At 62.3% G+C, this 14,339-nt stretch carries 13 protein-coding genes; 5 read left to right on the top strand and 8 right to left on the bottom strand.

Translation table 11 applies throughout. From position 1 onward, the window contains the following. Nucleotides 1-298 precede the first annotated feature (298 nt). The 3 genes from RGM2987_RS24070 to RGM2987_RS24060 form a co-directional block, all read right to left on the bottom strand. Nucleotides 299-1,066 (bottom strand): TerC family protein, encoded by a 768-nt coding sequence (locus RGM2987_RS24070; RefSeq protein ID WP_003177162.1) that lies wholly within the window; start codon nucleotides 1,064-1,066, stop codon nucleotides 299-301. Nucleotides 1,067-1,141: 75 nt separating this feature from the next. Further along, a complete protein-coding gene (locus tag RGM2987_RS24065; protein WP_245145359.1) occupies nucleotides 1,142-2,449 on the bottom strand; it encodes a CitMHS family transporter in 1,308 nt (435 codons plus the stop codon). A 392-nt stretch (nucleotides 2,450-2,841) separates the two neighbouring features. Beyond that, nucleotides 2,842-3,168, bottom strand: coding sequence for a DOPA 4,5-dioxygenase family protein (locus tag RGM2987_RS24060; RefSeq protein ID WP_245145358.1), 327 nt, complete (start codon nucleotides 3,166-3,168; stop codon nucleotides 2,842-2,844). Nucleotides 3,169-3,254: 86 nt separating this feature from the next. Here RGM2987_RS24060 and RGM2987_RS24055 point away from each other — a divergent pair, with 86 nt between their 5' ends. Continuing rightward, the gene (locus RGM2987_RS24055; protein ID WP_245145357.1) at nucleotides 3,255-3,914 is read left to right on the top strand and encodes an NAD(P)H-binding protein; all 660 of its coding nucleotides are present in this window, start codon (nucleotides 3,255-3,257) and stop codon (nucleotides 3,912-3,914) included. Between the two features lie 96 nt (nucleotides 3,915-4,010). Here RGM2987_RS24055 and RGM2987_RS24050 read toward each other — a convergent pair whose 3' ends face one another. Next, nucleotides 4,011-4,961, bottom strand: a complete 951-nt coding sequence (locus tag RGM2987_RS24050; protein ID WP_245145356.1) for a LysR family transcriptional regulator — start codon at nucleotides 4,959-4,961, stop codon at nucleotides 4,011-4,013. Nucleotides 4,962-5,075: 114 nt separating this feature from the next. Here RGM2987_RS24050 and betC point away from each other — a divergent pair, with 114 nt between their 5' ends. The 3 genes from betC to RGM2987_RS24035 all read left to right on the top strand — a co-directional run bounded on the left by betC (nucleotide 5,076) and on the right by RGM2987_RS24035 (nucleotide 9,299). Further along, nucleotides 5,076-6,590 (top strand): choline-sulfatase, encoded by a 1,515-nt coding sequence (gene betC, locus RGM2987_RS24045; RefSeq protein WP_245145355.1) that lies wholly within the window; start codon nucleotides 5,076-5,078, stop codon nucleotides 6,588-6,590. A gap of 15 nt (nucleotides 6,591-6,605) precedes the next feature. Then, nucleotides 6,606-7,526 carry a choline ABC transporter substrate-binding protein gene (gene choX / locus RGM2987_RS24040; protein ID WP_245145354.1) on the top strand — a complete coding sequence of 307 codons (921 nt, stop codon included), beginning with the start codon at nucleotides 6,606-6,608 and terminating at the stop codon, nucleotides 7,524-7,526. A 204-nt stretch (nucleotides 7,527-7,730) separates the two neighbouring features. Continuing rightward, nucleotides 7,731-9,299 carry a SulP family inorganic anion transporter gene (locus RGM2987_RS24035; protein WP_245145353.1) on the top strand — a complete coding sequence of 523 codons (1,569 nt, stop codon included), beginning with the start codon at nucleotides 7,731-7,733 and terminating at the stop codon, nucleotides 9,297-9,299. 158 nt (nucleotides 9,300-9,457) lie between these two features. Here the strand turns inward: RGM2987_RS24035 and aroE are convergent, their stop codons facing one another. Then, complete coding sequence (gene aroE / locus RGM2987_RS24030) at nucleotides 9,458-10,279, bottom strand: shikimate dehydrogenase (protein WP_245145352.1); 822 nt, start codon at nucleotides 10,277-10,279, stop codon at nucleotides 9,458-9,460. 10 nt (nucleotides 10,280-10,289) lie between these two features. After that, the gene (hemF, locus tag RGM2987_RS24025) at nucleotides 10,290-11,204 is read right to left on the bottom strand and encodes an oxygen-dependent coproporphyrinogen oxidase (RefSeq protein WP_245145349.1); all 915 of its coding nucleotides are present in this window, start codon (nucleotides 11,202-11,204) and stop codon (nucleotides 10,290-10,292) included. A 163-nt stretch (nucleotides 11,205-11,367) separates the two neighbouring features. Between hemF and RGM2987_RS24020 the strand changes: the two genes are divergently transcribed. Next, nucleotides 11,368-12,345 carry an NADPH:quinone reductase gene (locus RGM2987_RS24020; protein WP_245145347.1) on the top strand — a complete coding sequence of 326 codons (978 nt, stop codon included), beginning with the start codon at nucleotides 11,368-11,370 and terminating at the stop codon, nucleotides 12,343-12,345. A 270-nt stretch (nucleotides 12,346-12,615) separates the two neighbouring features. Here RGM2987_RS24020 and RGM2987_RS24015 read toward each other — a convergent pair whose 3' ends face one another. Then, on the bottom strand, nucleotides 12,616-13,173 hold the full coding sequence (locus RGM2987_RS24015; protein WP_245145345.1) for an L-threonylcarbamoyladenylate synthase: 558 nt from the start codon (nucleotides 13,171-13,173) through the stop codon (nucleotides 12,616-12,618). A gap of 60 nt (nucleotides 13,174-13,233) precedes the next feature. Then, nucleotides 13,234-14,328, bottom strand: a complete 1,095-nt coding sequence (gene dprA, locus RGM2987_RS24010) for a DNA-processing protein DprA (RefSeq protein ID WP_245145343.1) — start codon at nucleotides 14,326-14,328, stop codon at nucleotides 13,234-13,236. Nucleotides 14,329-14,339: the final 11 nt, after the last annotated feature.

The following is a 14,339-nucleotide window of genomic DNA, read 5'->3' as shown; positions in this document are numbered from 1 at the left end:
GTCAGCGTCCCAAAGGGACCAATTGACGATGCCACTTTCGTTCTACTTGTACTTAAAGATTTAGTTGGCGAAAGGCCAGGGCGCCAGCATTGCACAGCTAAAGAACCGATTGAAACAAAACTGTCATGAAAACCACTACCAAACCCTGTGGGAGCGGGCTTGCTCGCGAAGGCGGTGGATCAGTTGCAACTATGTGACTGACATATCGCATTCGCGAGCAAGCCCGCTCCCACAGGGGCCTTCTGCGGGACATGAAAAAAGGGGCTCCAAGAGCCCCTTCGTTCATTGCCCCGTACAGTTACTGACCGGGAACATCCTTGCGCAGTTTCACTGGATCCTGCTGCTTGCGCTTGCGGGCAATCGCGGTGCGCATCTTGATGTTGATCGCTTCCACCGCCAGGGAGAACGCCATGGCGAAGTAGACGTAGCCTTTTGGCACGTGCACGTCGAACGACTCGGCGATCAGCACGGTACCGACCACCAGCAGGAACGACAGCGCGAGCATCTTCAGCGACGGGTGCTTGTCGATGAACTCACTGATGGTGCCCGAGGCAAGCATCATCACCAGCACGGCGACGATGATGGCCGCGACCATGACCGGTACATGGGAAACCATGCCGACGGCGGTGATGACCGAGTCCAGGGAGAACACGATGTCGATGATCGCGATCTGGATGATGGTGTAGAGGAAGTTGCCGCCCTTGCCCGAAGGCTCGTCGCTGCTCTCATCTTCGCCTTCCAGCGCGTGGTACATCTCCTGGGAGCTTTTCCACAACAGGAACAGGCCACCGAAGAACAGGATCAGGTCACGTCCGGAGATGCCCTGGCCGAACACTTCGAACAGATCGGCGGTCAGGCGCATCACCCAGGTGATGGACAGCAGCAACAGGATCCGGGTGACCATGGCCAGCGCCAGGCCGAAGATCCGGGTGCGCGCCTGCATGTGCTTGGGCATGCGGCTGACCAGGATCGAGATCATGATGATGTTGTCGATACCCAGGACAATTTCGAGGGCGGTCAGGGTAAAGAAGGCAACCCAGATTTCCGGGTTGGTCAGCCATTCCATGTGAGTTCCTTTAACGAGTGTTAGGCCGCGTCGCGCTTTCGGTGAGCCGAAGGGGCGACGCAGCGGGCATTGCTTTTATAGAGTGCTGAACAGCGGAAAGGTCCCCATCAGCAAGGCGGCAAACATTATGCACAGGCAAACCAATACTGCCCACTTCAGGGTGAAGCGCTGGTGATCGCCGAACTCGATCCCGGCCAGGGCCACCAGCAGGTAGGTGGACGGAACCAGCGGGCTCAGCAGGTGCACGGGTTGGCCGACGATCGAGGCGCGGGCCATTTCGACGGCGGTGATGCCGTAATGGCTGGCCGCTTCGGCGAGAACCGGTAACACCCCGTAATAAAATGCATCGTTAGACATGAAGAAGGTGAACGGCATGCTCACCAGGGCCGTGATGACCGCCAGGTACGGGCCGAGGAAGTCCGGAATCACCGCCAGCAAGCTCTTGGACATGGCATCGACCATGCCGGTGCCGGACAGGATGCCGGTGAAGATACCTGCCGCGAAAATCAGGCTGACCACCGACAACACGCTGCCGGCGTGGGCCGCGACGCGGTCCTTCTGTTGTTGCAGGCACGGGTAGTTGACGATCATCGCGATACTGAAGGCCACCATGAACAGCACGGGCAGCGGCAACAGGCCGGCGATCAGGGTGCACATCAGCGCCAGCGTCAACAGGCCGTTGAACCAGATCAGTTTCGGACGACGGGCATCCGGGAACTGCGAAACGCTGATTTCGCTATGATCGATCTCGTCGCCGATCAGGTGCAACTCACCCAGGCGCGCACGTTCACGTTTGCCGTAGAAGTAGGCGATGATCAGGATCGCCACCACACCGAAGCCCATCGCCGGAATCATCGGCACGAAAATGTCCGACGGATCGACATGCAGCGCACTGGCCGCACGGGCGGTCGGGCCGCCCCAGGGGGTCATGTTCATCACGCCACCGGCGAGGATGATCAGGCCCGCCATGATTCGTGGGCTCATGCCAATGCGGCTGTAGAGCGGCAGCATCGCGGCCACGCAGATCATGTAAGTGGTCGCGCCGTCACCATCGAGGGAAACGACGAGCGCCAGAACGGCGGTGCCGACCGAAACTTTCAAGGGGTCGCCCTTGACCAGCTTGAGGATCTTGCGCACGGCCGGGTCGAACAGGCCGGAGTCGATCATCAGGGCAAAATAGAGAATGGCGAACATCAGCATCACCCCGGTCGGGGCGAGCTTGGTGATGCCTTCGAGCATCATCGGGCCGATCTTCGGCGCGAAACCACCGAACAGGGCGAACAGGATCGGGATGATGATCAGGGCGATCAGCGCAGACAGGCGCTTGGTCATGATCAGGAACATGAACGTGATGACCATGGCGAAGCCAAGGAAAGTCAGCATAGGAAATACTCCAGGCGTGGCGCGGCGGGCTGAGGCGAACCGGGCAGGTCAGCGCAGGACGAAAAACGCGGGACGGACGAATGGAGTGGGTGCGACGAGGTAGGAAGCGGACATCAGAATCACCATTGTTGTTGTTAAAAGGGCCAAGCAGGATGTGGAAATCCGTTTCTGGCCACCGGTCTTGTGCCGGTAGTGAGGTGATCCTAATCGCGCAAGCTTTCAGCCAGCTTTCGCTGGCGCACCAGCGGTCAATCGGTAAGTGTCATGATTCGCAGGTGTGGCGAACCCGTGGCGAGGGAGCTTGCTCCCGCTGGGGCGCGAAGCGGCCCTTGTTTTGGGGCTACTGCGTAGCCCAGCGGGAGCAAGCTCCCTCGCCACAACAGCTGCTGTTGCTAGAACCCCGAAAGATCCAACGGCCGCATCGCGCCCATCCAGATCGCATGCTCGGTGTGATCCAGCAGGTCGTCGCCGGTGTCCGGATGCAGGAAAACCACCAGCCCTTTGCGATTGAGCGCCAGCCACGGCAGGACCACGCCGATGTACTGCGGATCGAATGCCAGCTGGCAGCTCCAGTCCGGGTGCGGGCCGACCGGGCGCTGGTGGACGCGGCCCATTTTCAGCGGGAACAGTTGCGCGGCCGCCTCGCACAGCGCCCGCGCCTGGTCGATGGTCTCGGCGTTGAAATACACGTGGGCGTGGTAGCCCTTGATCCGCTGCATGTGTCACTCCCCGTCAATCTAGCCGAACCCTATCCGATTCCCGCGGGTCAGAGGGCTTATACGCGGGAATAAAAAGGAAAACAGCCATGAAAAATGCCGAAACCCCGGTGATCAAAGTGGTGCTTTATGGTGCCATGAGCAGCCTCGGCAGTGCATTGATGGCTGAGATGCTGCGGCGTCAGCATGAAATCATTGCCATCCTTGACGACCTCACGGCCCTGGCCCCGCGCCCGGGCCTGCGCACCAAGACCGGCGACCTCTTCGATCCCGAGCGGGTCAAGCAAAGCGTGGCCGGTGCCAGCGCCGTGGTGTGTCTGCTGAACGCGCCGGGGTTGCCGATGAGCAGTGAACAGGTGGAGCGCACGCTGATCCCCGGGCCCGTGGAGCAGGTGCTGGCGGTGGACGCGTTGATCGCCGGGATGGAGGCGGTGAAGGTTTCCCGGTTGTTCCTGATTGGGGATTTTGCGGTGCTCGATGAAGAGCAGGGCGACGATGACTTGCAGCGCCACGCCGCTGAAGAAGTGCTCGATGCGCTGAAGAACAGCACCCTGCAATGGACCCTGATCAACGCCCCCTACGCCACACCCGGCCTGGGCATCGAGCATTTCAGCCAGGTCAGCACCAGCCTGGAGTCCGGCATGGCCGAAGCCCTGGAACGGCTCAACCGGGTGGCAGTCGGCATCGCCGATGAGCTACGGCTGAACCTGCACGTGGGGCAGCATGTGAGTTTCGTGCCAGCCACCTGACGGCTGCGTAAATCTTGTGGCGAGGGAGCTTGCTCCCGCTCCGCAGAAAGCGAGGGCCGCTACGCAGCCCAGCGGGAGCAAGCTCCCTCGCCACAGTCAAACAGCAATGGATGGCAGCGGCAGCCCCGTCAACGACTCGGCACTGTTGGCCTGTTCCTCCATCAACCAGTCCACGAACTGCCGGATCAACGCCCCACGCCTTTTACGCTGCGGCAGAACCACGTAATAGCCCAGCCGCGACAGCACGGTTTCGCTGATCGGCCGACATAGCAGCCCTTGGGCCAATAAGTTATCCACAAGGTGCCGCCAGCCAATGGCGACGCCTTGGCCGCCAATCGCGGCCTGAATCAGCAGCGTGTAGTTATCGAAACGCAACTGCCCCGGCGCTGGGGGCGAGGTGATGCCCAGCTCGCGAAACACACCGCTCCAGTCGAACCAACTGCTGCCGTTGCCGGCTCGTAAATGCAGCAACGGGAACTCCGCCAAGGCCTGGGCGGGCAGGGGCTGCGGGCGCTCCTTGAGCAGCAGCGGGCTACAGACCGGAAATACTTCTTCGCTGAACAGCCAGCGACTTTCACCTTGTTTGAAGCGACCATCGCCGAACAGCACGGCAACGTCGATATCGGTGCGCAGCATGTTGTGGTTGCGTTCACCCGTCACCAGGCTAACGTCCACCTGCGGGTTGGCCGCATGAAACCTGTGTAGTCGCGGCATCAGCCAATAGGCAGCAAAAGCAAAATCCGTAGCGACCTGCAGCACTTCATGCTGCTGTTGGGCAGAGATTGCGCTCAGGCCTGCATCGATGCATTGCAAACCGGCCTGCACCTGCTCGAACAGGATCGACCCGGCCTCGGTCAGTTCGATGCCGCGATAGATGCGATCGAACAAGCGGGTGCCCAGTTGTTCTTCCAGGCGCTTGATCTGCTGGCTGATGGCGGGCTGCGTGGTGCCCAGCTCAATCGCCGCTGCCGTAAAACTCTGCTGGCGGGCCGCCGATTCGAAGGCGCGGAACAGTTCGAGGGACAGGTCACCCAAGGCGTCATACATAAGCTGTGCTTATCCTAGTCATTATCCTGCATGGGCTTTACCCCAATACCTGGGGGCTACATGCTCGATCGCAGCAATCTCGCATAACTGCCTACTATGGAATGCCGCGATTACATGAAGCGCAAGAACATTCTTTTCATCATGGCCGATCAGATGGCCGCGCCAATGTTGCCGATCTACGGCCCTTCGCCGATCAAGCTGCCGAACCTGACGCGCCTGGCCGAGCAGGGCGTGGTGTTCGACGCCGCCTATTGCAACAGCCCGCTGTGCGCACCGTCGCGTTTCACCCTGGTCAGCGGTCAGTTGCCCAGCAAGATCGGCGCCTACGATAACGCGGCGGATTTCCCGGGGGACGTGCCGACGTACGCTCACTACCTGCGCCGTCTCGGCTATCGCACGGCGTTGTCCGGCAAGATGCACTTTTGCGGCCCCGACCAGTTGCACGGCTACGAAGAACGCCTGACCAGCGATATCTACCCGGCCGACTACGGCTGGGCGGTGAACTGGGACGAGCCGGATGTGCGGCCGAGCTGGTATCACAACATGTCCTCGGTGTTGCAGGCCGGGCCCTGCGTGCGCACCAACCAGCTGGATTTCGACGAAGAGGTGGTGTTCAAGGCCCAGCAATACCTGTTCGATCACATCCGCGAGGACGGCGACCAGCCGTTCTGCCTGACGGTGTCGATGACTCACCCACACGACCCGTACACCATCCCCAAGACCTTCTGGGACCTGTACGACGACAACGACATTGCGCTGCCGCACACCCCGGCGCAAACCGAGCTCGATCCGCATTCCCAGCGTCTGCTGAAAGTTTACGACCTGTGGGAAAAGCCACTGCCTGTGGATAAGATCCGTGACGCACGCCGAGCGTATTTCGGCGCTTGCAGCTACATCGACAGCAACATCGGCAAGCTGCTGCAAACCCTGGAAGACACCGGTCTGCTGGACGATACGATTATTGTGTTCTCCGGCGATCACGGGGACATGCTCGGTGAAAAAGGCCTCTGGTACAAAATGCACTGGTTCGAGATGGCCGCTCGGGTGCCGCTGCTGATCAGCGCACCGGGGCAGTTCGCCAGTGGCCGGGTCAGCGCCTCGGTGTCCACCGCCGACTTGCTGCCGACCCTGGTGGAACTGGCGGGCGGCACGCTGGAGCCGGGCTTGCCGCTGGATGGCCGGTCCTTGGTGCCGCATCTGCAAGGGCAGGGCGGGCACGACGAAGTCTTCGGCGAATACATGGCCGAAGGCACCATCAGCCCATTGATGATGATCCGTCGTGGTCCGTGGAAATTCATCTACAGCGAGGACGACCCGTGCCTGTTGTTCGACGTGCGCAACGATCCCAAGGAGCTGGAAGACCTGAGCCGGTCCGCCGAACATCAGCAACTGTTCAGGGATTTTCTCGCCGAAGCGCGGGCCAAATGGGACATCCCGACCATTCACCAACAGGTGCTCGCCAGCCAGCGACGCCGCCGTTTTGTCGCCCAGGCGCTGACCCTGGGCAAACTCAAGAGCTGGGATCACCAGCCGTTGGTTGACGCCAGTCAGCAGTACATGCGTAACCACATCGACCTCGATGATCTGGAGCGCAAGGCCCGTTATCCACAACCCTGCCAACACCAATAACGTAAGGGGAAGCACATGCAAAAGTTATCCACAGTACTGGCCGCCGGGCTGCTGGCATTGAGCAGTGTTTCGGCGTGGGCCGAGCAGAGCTGCGAAACGGTGAAGATGGCCGACCCGGGCTGGAGCGACATCGCGGCGACCAACGCCATTACCGGTTTCCTGCTGGATGGGATGGGCTACAAGGCCAAGGTCGACACCCTGGCGGTGCCGATCACCTTCGGTGGCCTGAAGGATGGGCAGGTGGACGTGTTCCTGGGCAACTGGATGCCGGCGCAGCAGGGCTTCTACGATAAATTCGTTGCCAATGGCGACGTCACCCAGTTGGCCAAGAACCTCGATGGCACCGAATTCACCCTGGCGGTTCCGGACTATGTCTGGGACGCGGGTGTGCATAACTTTGCCGACCTGAACAAATTCGCCGACAAATTCGAGAAAAAAATCTACGGCATCGGCTCGGGCGCCCCAGCCAACCTGTCTTTGAAAGAAATCATCAAGACCAACGATTTCGGCATGGGCGAGTGGAAACTGGTGGAGTCCAGCGAGCAGGCGATGCTGGCGGAAGTCTCCCGGGCGGTGAAGAAACAGAAATTCGTGACCTTCCTCGGCTGGACCCCGCACCCGATGAACGTGCAGCTGAAAATGCACTACCTCAAGGGCGGCGAGAAATACTTCGGCGACACCGGCAGCGTCTACACCCTGACTCGCAAAGGTTATGCACAGGCCTGCCCGAACGTCGGCAAGCTGCTGACCAACCTGAGCTTCACCCAGGAAATGGAAAACAGCATCATGTCCGAGGTGGTGAACAAGAAAGTCAGCAACGCCGACGCGGCCAAGGCCTGGATCAAGGCCAACCCGGCGGTGCTGGATAAATGGCTGGACGGCGTGCAGACCGTCGATGGCAAGGATGCGTTGGCGGCGGTGAAGGCCAAGCTCTGAGGCCCGAGCTCAAGCCGTCTACTCAACGTCTGGCTTGATCCACTGTGGCGAGGGAGCTTGCTCCCGCTGGGCTGCGCAGCGGCCCCAAGAACCAGCGCGCTCGGGTTTGGGGAGGGCTTCGCCCTCCAGCGGGAGCAAGCTCCCTCGCCACAGTAAGCCCTTGCCGCCTGTTACTCTTTCGCCAAACCCCATCCTTGAGGCTCCATGGCAATCCCTTCGCGCCACTCACTTTTCCCATTCCTGAGCTGGCTGCCCCGGCAGACCCGGGCCAGTGTCGGGCGAGATCTTATCGTCGGCCTGAGTGGCGCGATCCTGGCCTTGCCGCAATCGATCGCCTACGCCCTGATCGCCGGGCTGCCACCGGAATATGGCTTGTACGCGGCGATTGTGCCGGTGCTGATCGCGTGCCTGTGGGGTTCGTCGTGGCACCTGATCTGCGGGCCTACGGCGGCGATCTCCATCGTTCTGTATGCCAGCGTCAGTCCCCTGGCTATTCCCGCTACCCAGGATTACGTCACGCTGATCCTGTTGCTCACGGTGCTGGCGGGCATTTTCCAGTGGTTGCTGGGGCTGTTGCGGTTCGGCGCGCTGGTGAATTTCGTCTCGCACTCGGTGGTGCTGGGTTTCACCCTGGGGGCGGCGGTGGTCATCGCCCTGGGGCAGTTGCCGAACCTGCTGGGCCTGAGCCTGCCGAACGAGGCCACTGCACTGAAAGGCTTGCTGGTGCTGCTCAACCATATCGGGGCTGTGGATAACCCTTCGCTGCTGCTGGGGTTGGGGACGCTGGTGCTGGGTGTGGTGCTCAAGCGCCTGCTGCCGCGCTGGCCGAGCCTGTTGATAACCTTGGTCATCAGCAGTCTGGTGGCCTGGGCGTGGCCGGCGATGTTCGGGCATGTGGCGCTGGTCAGCGCCTTTGTCGGGCGCCTACCGCCATTCACGCCGCTGCCTCTGGACCTGGAGCTGATCCTGCGCCTGCTGCCCGGCGCCGTCGCGGTGGGCATGCTCGGGCTGGTGACCAGCCTGTCCATCGCCCGCTCGCTCTCGGTACGTTCCGGGCAATTGCTCGATGCAAACCAGGAGGTGAGGGCGCAGGGACTTTCCAATCTCGTTGGAGGATTTTTCGCCGGATCCTTGTCGGCCGGCTCCTTTACCCGTTCCGGTCTGAGCTATGAAGCGGGGGCCTGCTCGCCATTGGCCGGGGTGTTCTCGGCGTTGTGGGTGGCGTTGTTTGCCGTGGCTGGGGCGCAACTGATCGCGCACATCCCAATCCCGGCCATGGCCGGCAGCATTCTGCTGATCGCCTGGGGCCTGGTGGACCATCGCGGCATCCGGGCTCTGTATCGGGTGAGCCGCTCAGAGTTCATGGTGATGGGCCTGACCTGCCTGGCGACCTTGCTGCTGGAACTGCAAACCGCGATCTACGCCGGTGTGCTGGCGTCGCTGTTCTTCTACCTCAAGCGCACCTCGCAACCCCGGGTGCAACATCTGCGCGAAGGCGAGGCAGACATCCTGCGGGTCGGCGGCTCGATCTTCTTCGGCGCCAGCCATTACCTGCAAGTGCGCCTGCAACGCTTGCAGGGGCAACAGGTGGTCATCGACGCCCAGCAGATCAACTTCATCGATTACTCCGGGGTGGAAATGCTCCACCACGAAGCCCGGCGCCTGCGCAGCCAGGGCCGCAGCCTGACCCTGCGCCGGGCCAGGCCGCAGGTGGTGGAGGAGTTGAAGAAGCTGGAGGGCGCGGAGAAATGCCCGATTCTTTTTGAGGATTGAACATTCTCAAGACTTGAGACAATCCCCTGTAGCGAGGGAGCTTACTGTGGCGAGGGAGCTTGCTCCCGCTGGGCTGCGCAGCGGCCCCCAAGAAACTGAGGGCGCCGTTTATTGAGGAGGGCTTCGCCCTCCAGCGGGAGCAAGCTCCCTCGCCACGTTTATAGCGCTAGCTGTCGACGCAGCTCAGCCAACACCGGCGCCGTATCCGGCCGCACCCCGCGCCACAGGTAGAACGCTTCGCCCGCCTGTTCAGCCAACATCCCCAAGCCATCCATCGCCACTGCGGCGCCTTGTTCGCTGGCCCAGCGGCAGAACGACGTAGGCTCCTTGCCATACATCATGTCGTAGCAAAACGTCTTGCCGGGCTCAATCAAACTTCCGGCAATCGGCGGTACATCCCCTGACAGGCTGGCCGACGTGGCGTTGATGATCAGGTCCACCGGCTCTTGCAGCCAGTCGAAGCCACTGGCCGAGACCGGGCCCAGGTCGGCGAACAGTTCGGCGAGCAATTCGGCCTTTTCCACTGTGCGATTGGCGATGATCACCGAAGCCGGCCCTTCGGCCAGCAGCGGCTCCAGGGCGCCGCGCACCGCACCACCGGCGCCCAGCAACAGGATGCGCTTGCCCTTGAGGCTGAAGCCGGCGTTGACGGTCAGGTCGCGGACCAGCCCGGCGCCATCGGTGTTATCACCCAACAGGCTACCGTCGGCCAGTTTGCTCAAGGTATTGACCGCCCCGGCCCGCTGCGCGCGCTCGGTCAGGCTGTCGGCCAGGCGGTAGGCGTCTTCCTTGAACGGCACCGTGACATTTGCCCCGCAACCTTCACGGAAAAATTCCTGCGCACAACCGGAAAAATCTTCCAGGGGCGCCAGCAGCGTGGTGTAGTCCAGCGCCTGCCCGGTCTGTTCGGCGAACAGGCGATGGATCAACGGCGACTTGCTGTGGCCGATCGGGTTACCCATGACAACGTAGCGATCCATGGACATCCCCTCAGGCCGTCGCCAGCCAATCGCGGTCCTGTAGGAAATACTCGGTCAGGCGTGCTTCTTCGCTGCCCGGCTCGGCTTTCCAGTCGTAGCCCCAGCGCACTTGCGGCGGCAGCGACATCAGGATCGATTCGGTGCGCCCGCCCGATTGCAGGCCGAACAGGGTGCCGCGGTCGTAGACCAGGTTGAATTCCACGTAGCGCCCGCGGCGGTATTCCTGGAATTCCCGTTGCTTGGCCGTGAACGGATCGTGTTTGCGCCGACGCATGATCGGCAGGTAGGCATCGATGTAGGCGTCGCCAATGGCCCGCATGAAGGCGAAGCTGGTGTCGAAATCCCACGCGTTCAGGTCGTCGAAGAACAGGCCGCCGATGCCCCGGGGCTCGTTGCGATGCTTGAGGTGGAAATAGCTGTCGCACCAGGCCTTGTAGCGCGGGTACACCTCGGGGCCGAAGGGCGCGCAGGCCTGCTCGGCGACCCGGTGCCAATGCACGCAATCTTCCGCGACGCCGTAGTAGGGCGTCAGGTCGAAGCCGCCGCCGAACCACCAGACCGGCTCCTCGCCTTCCTTCTCGGCGATGAAAAAGCGCACGTTGGCGTGGGACGTCGGCACATGGGGGTTATGTGGGTGGATCACCAGCGACACGCCCAGGGCCTCGAACCCGCGCCCGGCCAGTTCCGGCCGGTGGGCACTGGCCGACGGCGGCAGACCGCTGCCGAAGACGTGGGAAAAGTTCACGCCGCCCTTTTCGATGACCGTGCCGTTTTCGATCACTCGCGTACGACCGCCACCGCCGGCTGGCCGGGTCCAGGCGTCTTCGACGAAGCGCGTGCCGCCGTCTTCGGTTTCCAGGGCGGCGCAGATACGGTCTTGCAGGTCGAGCAAATAGGCTTTCACCGCCTCGGTGCGAGTGGACATGACATCACCTTGATCAGGGCTACGCTACGCGGCGTACAACGGGCCGGTGGCAAACGGGCGCACAGGATACCACCGCACCTGCCCACGCCACAGTTGACGACGGTCAAGCTTAGGAGTCCGATAGCAGGCCTGGTAAAAAGTCCCACGACAAGGAGAAAGTGAGATGGCCAAACGTATCCAGTTCAGTTCCCACGGCGACCCCGACGTACTCGAGTACGTGGATTACCAGCCCGCCGAGCCGGGCCCGCAACAAGTACGCGTGAGCAACCGGGCGATCGGCCTGAATTTCATCGACACCTATTACCGCAGCGGTCTCTATCCACCACCGGCGTTGCCGTCGGGCCTGGGCGCGGAGGGCGCGGGCGTGGTCGAGGCGGTCGGCAGCGAGGTCAAGCGCTTCAAGGTCGGTGACCGCGTGGCCTATGGCAGCGGTCCGCTGGGGGCCTACAGCGATGTGCATGTGTTGCCGGAGGCCAACCTGGTGCATCTGCCGGAATCCATCAGCTTCGAACAGGCCGCCGGGGTGATGCTCAAGGGCCTGACCGTGCAGTACCTGTTGCGTCAGACTTATGAACTCAAGGGTGGCGAAACCATCCTGTTTCACGCGGCCGCCGGCGGCGTGGGCTCGTTGGCCTGCCAATGGGCCAAGGCCCTGGGCGTGAAGTTGATCGGCACCGTCAGCTCGCCGGAAAAAGCCGCCGTCGCCAAAGCCCATGGCGCTTGGGAAACCATCGACTACAGCAAGGAAAACGTCGTACAGCGCGTGCTGGAATTGACCGACGGTAAAAAAGTCCCGGTGGTGTACGACGGCGTCGGCAAGGACACCTGGCTGACCTCCCTGGACTGCGTGGCTCCACGTGGATTGTTGGTGAGCTTCGGCAATGCCTCCGGCGCGGTGGACGGCGTGAACCTAGGCATCCTCTCGGCCAAAGGCTCGCTGTACGTCACCCGCCCGACCCTGGCGACCTATGCCAACAACGCGGAAAACCTGCAACGCATGGCGGATGAACTGTTCGCGATGATCAGCAGCGGCAAGCTCACGGTGGACATCAACCAGCGTTATCCGCTGGCGGAAGCGGCCAAGGCTCATACGGAGTTGTCGGCACGACGCACGACCGGGTCGACTATTCTTCTGCCCTGAGCCTGGTGCCAACCTCCTGTGGGAGCGGGCTTGCTCGCGAAAGCAGAGGATCATCTTGCATCAGTGCTGAATGTGCCGGCGCCTTCGCGGGCAAGCCCGCTCCCACATTGGATCTGAGGTGTTCACGAACACTGCATCCGACACAAAGCCCCTGTGGGAGCGAGCTTGCTCGCGATGGCGGTGTGTCAGGCGACATTAGTGCTGAATGTGCCGACGTCTTCGCGAGCAAGCCCGCTCCCACAGGGGGCAAGGTGGGGGATGTGTTTGGGCTCAGTCCGGGCGCACGACTTTGCCGGTCGCCAGGTCGCGGATGACGCTGGGGTTTTTCCGTCCGCCCAGGTTGCCGCCGAGGACCAGGTCGAGTTGCCCGCGGAAGTATTGCTCGACGCGAATCCGCGTGCGCGCGGCCGGGCGGCCTTGGGGGTTGGCCGACGTGGAGACCAGCGGGCCGACCAGCGAGCACAAGTCGCGCACGGTCGGGTGGTCGCTGACCCGCAGCGCGACGGTGTCGTGCACGCCGGTGATCCATTCGGGCAACAGGTTCTGGTGCGGCACCAGCCAGGTATTGGGCCCCGGCCAAGTGCTGGCCATGCGGTCCATCCAGGTGTCAGGGAAGTCTTCGAACAGAAAATCGAACTGATGGATGTTGTCCGCCACCAGGATCAGGCCTTTGTCGGGCCGCCGCGATTTGATCGCCAGCAGCCGCTCCACCGCCTCTTCGTTCCACGGATCGCAACCCAAACCCCAGACCGCTTCGGTTGGATAGGCAATCACCGCCCCGGCACGAACTTCTCGTGCGGCTTGTTGCACACGCCAACTGTTGACCATGAAAGATTCTCCGCAACGCAAATAAGGCTGTGCGCAGTTTACCGATCTTCCCCATAAAACCTAGCGTGCAAACCACCGCCCGGCATCACAGATGGCTCGTCCCTCCATCTCCAGTTCAGTCAGCGCCGCCAGCACCTTGGGCAGGCCCCAGCCACTGGCGTCGGCCAGCGCTTCGCTGCTCTGCGGCGCGGCATGCAGCAGGCGCAGCAGCGGATGGGTCACAGGTTCAGGCACTGAGGCCTGGGGTAACCGCTGCCAACCGCGCAAGGCTTCGAGAATATGCTCGACCGTTTCCACCAGCGCCGCCCCGTCACGGATCAATTGATGGCAGCCCCGGGCGCCGGGATGATGGATCGAGCCCGGAATGGCGTAGACCTCGCGGCCCTGTTCGGCGGCCAATCGCGCGGTAATCAGCGAACCACTGGCGACACTGGCCTCGACCACCAGCACCCCCAGGGACAAGCCACTGATGATCCGATTGCGCCGCGGAAAGTTGCTGGCATAGGGCGCTGCGTCCAACGCAAACTCCGACAGCACCGCGCTGCCCTGGTCGATCATCGCATCGGCCAACCGACGATTGCGCTGTGGATAAAAATTTTCCAGCCCGGTGCCAAGCACCCCGATGGTGCGTCCGCCAACATCCAGTGCTGCCTGATGGGCCGCCGCATCAATTCCCAGGGCCAGGCCACTGGTGATGACAAAACCGGCCCCGGCCAGGCTGCGGGAAAACGCCGCCGCCGTGTCCATGCCCGGACGCGACGCCCGCCGGCTGCCAACCATTGCCAGCTGCGGTTTTTCCAGAATCGTCGGGTCACCGGCAACGAACAACAGCGGTGGCGCGTCGCTGATTTCGGCCAACAGCGCCGGGTACTCAGGCTGGTCCCACATCAGCAAATGCTGGCCGGGACGCTCTAGCCAGGCCAATGCATGGGCCGCGCTATCGCGCACATCTGGATCGCGCCTGGCCTCGGCACAGGCCGCCGGCAACCCCAGCGCTCGCCACGCGCTGGCCGGCGCGCTGATAGCTTTCGAGGCCGAGCCGAAGGCTTGCATCAGCGTCATGAAACGTTTCGGGCCCAGTTGCGGCAACCGATGAAGGCGTAGCCGAGCCTCCAGTTCCGCTGGGGAAACCGGAGCAGATTCAGGTAATGACATGCGATCATCCT

The organism is Pseudomonas sp. RGM2987, from assembly GCF_022952855.1.
Classification (GTDB): domain Bacteria; phylum Pseudomonadota; class Gammaproteobacteria; order Pseudomonadales; family Pseudomonadaceae; genus Aquipseudomonas.
Note: the sequence above shows the minus strand (reverse complement) of the source record. Positions and strands in the feature narration are given on the sequence as shown.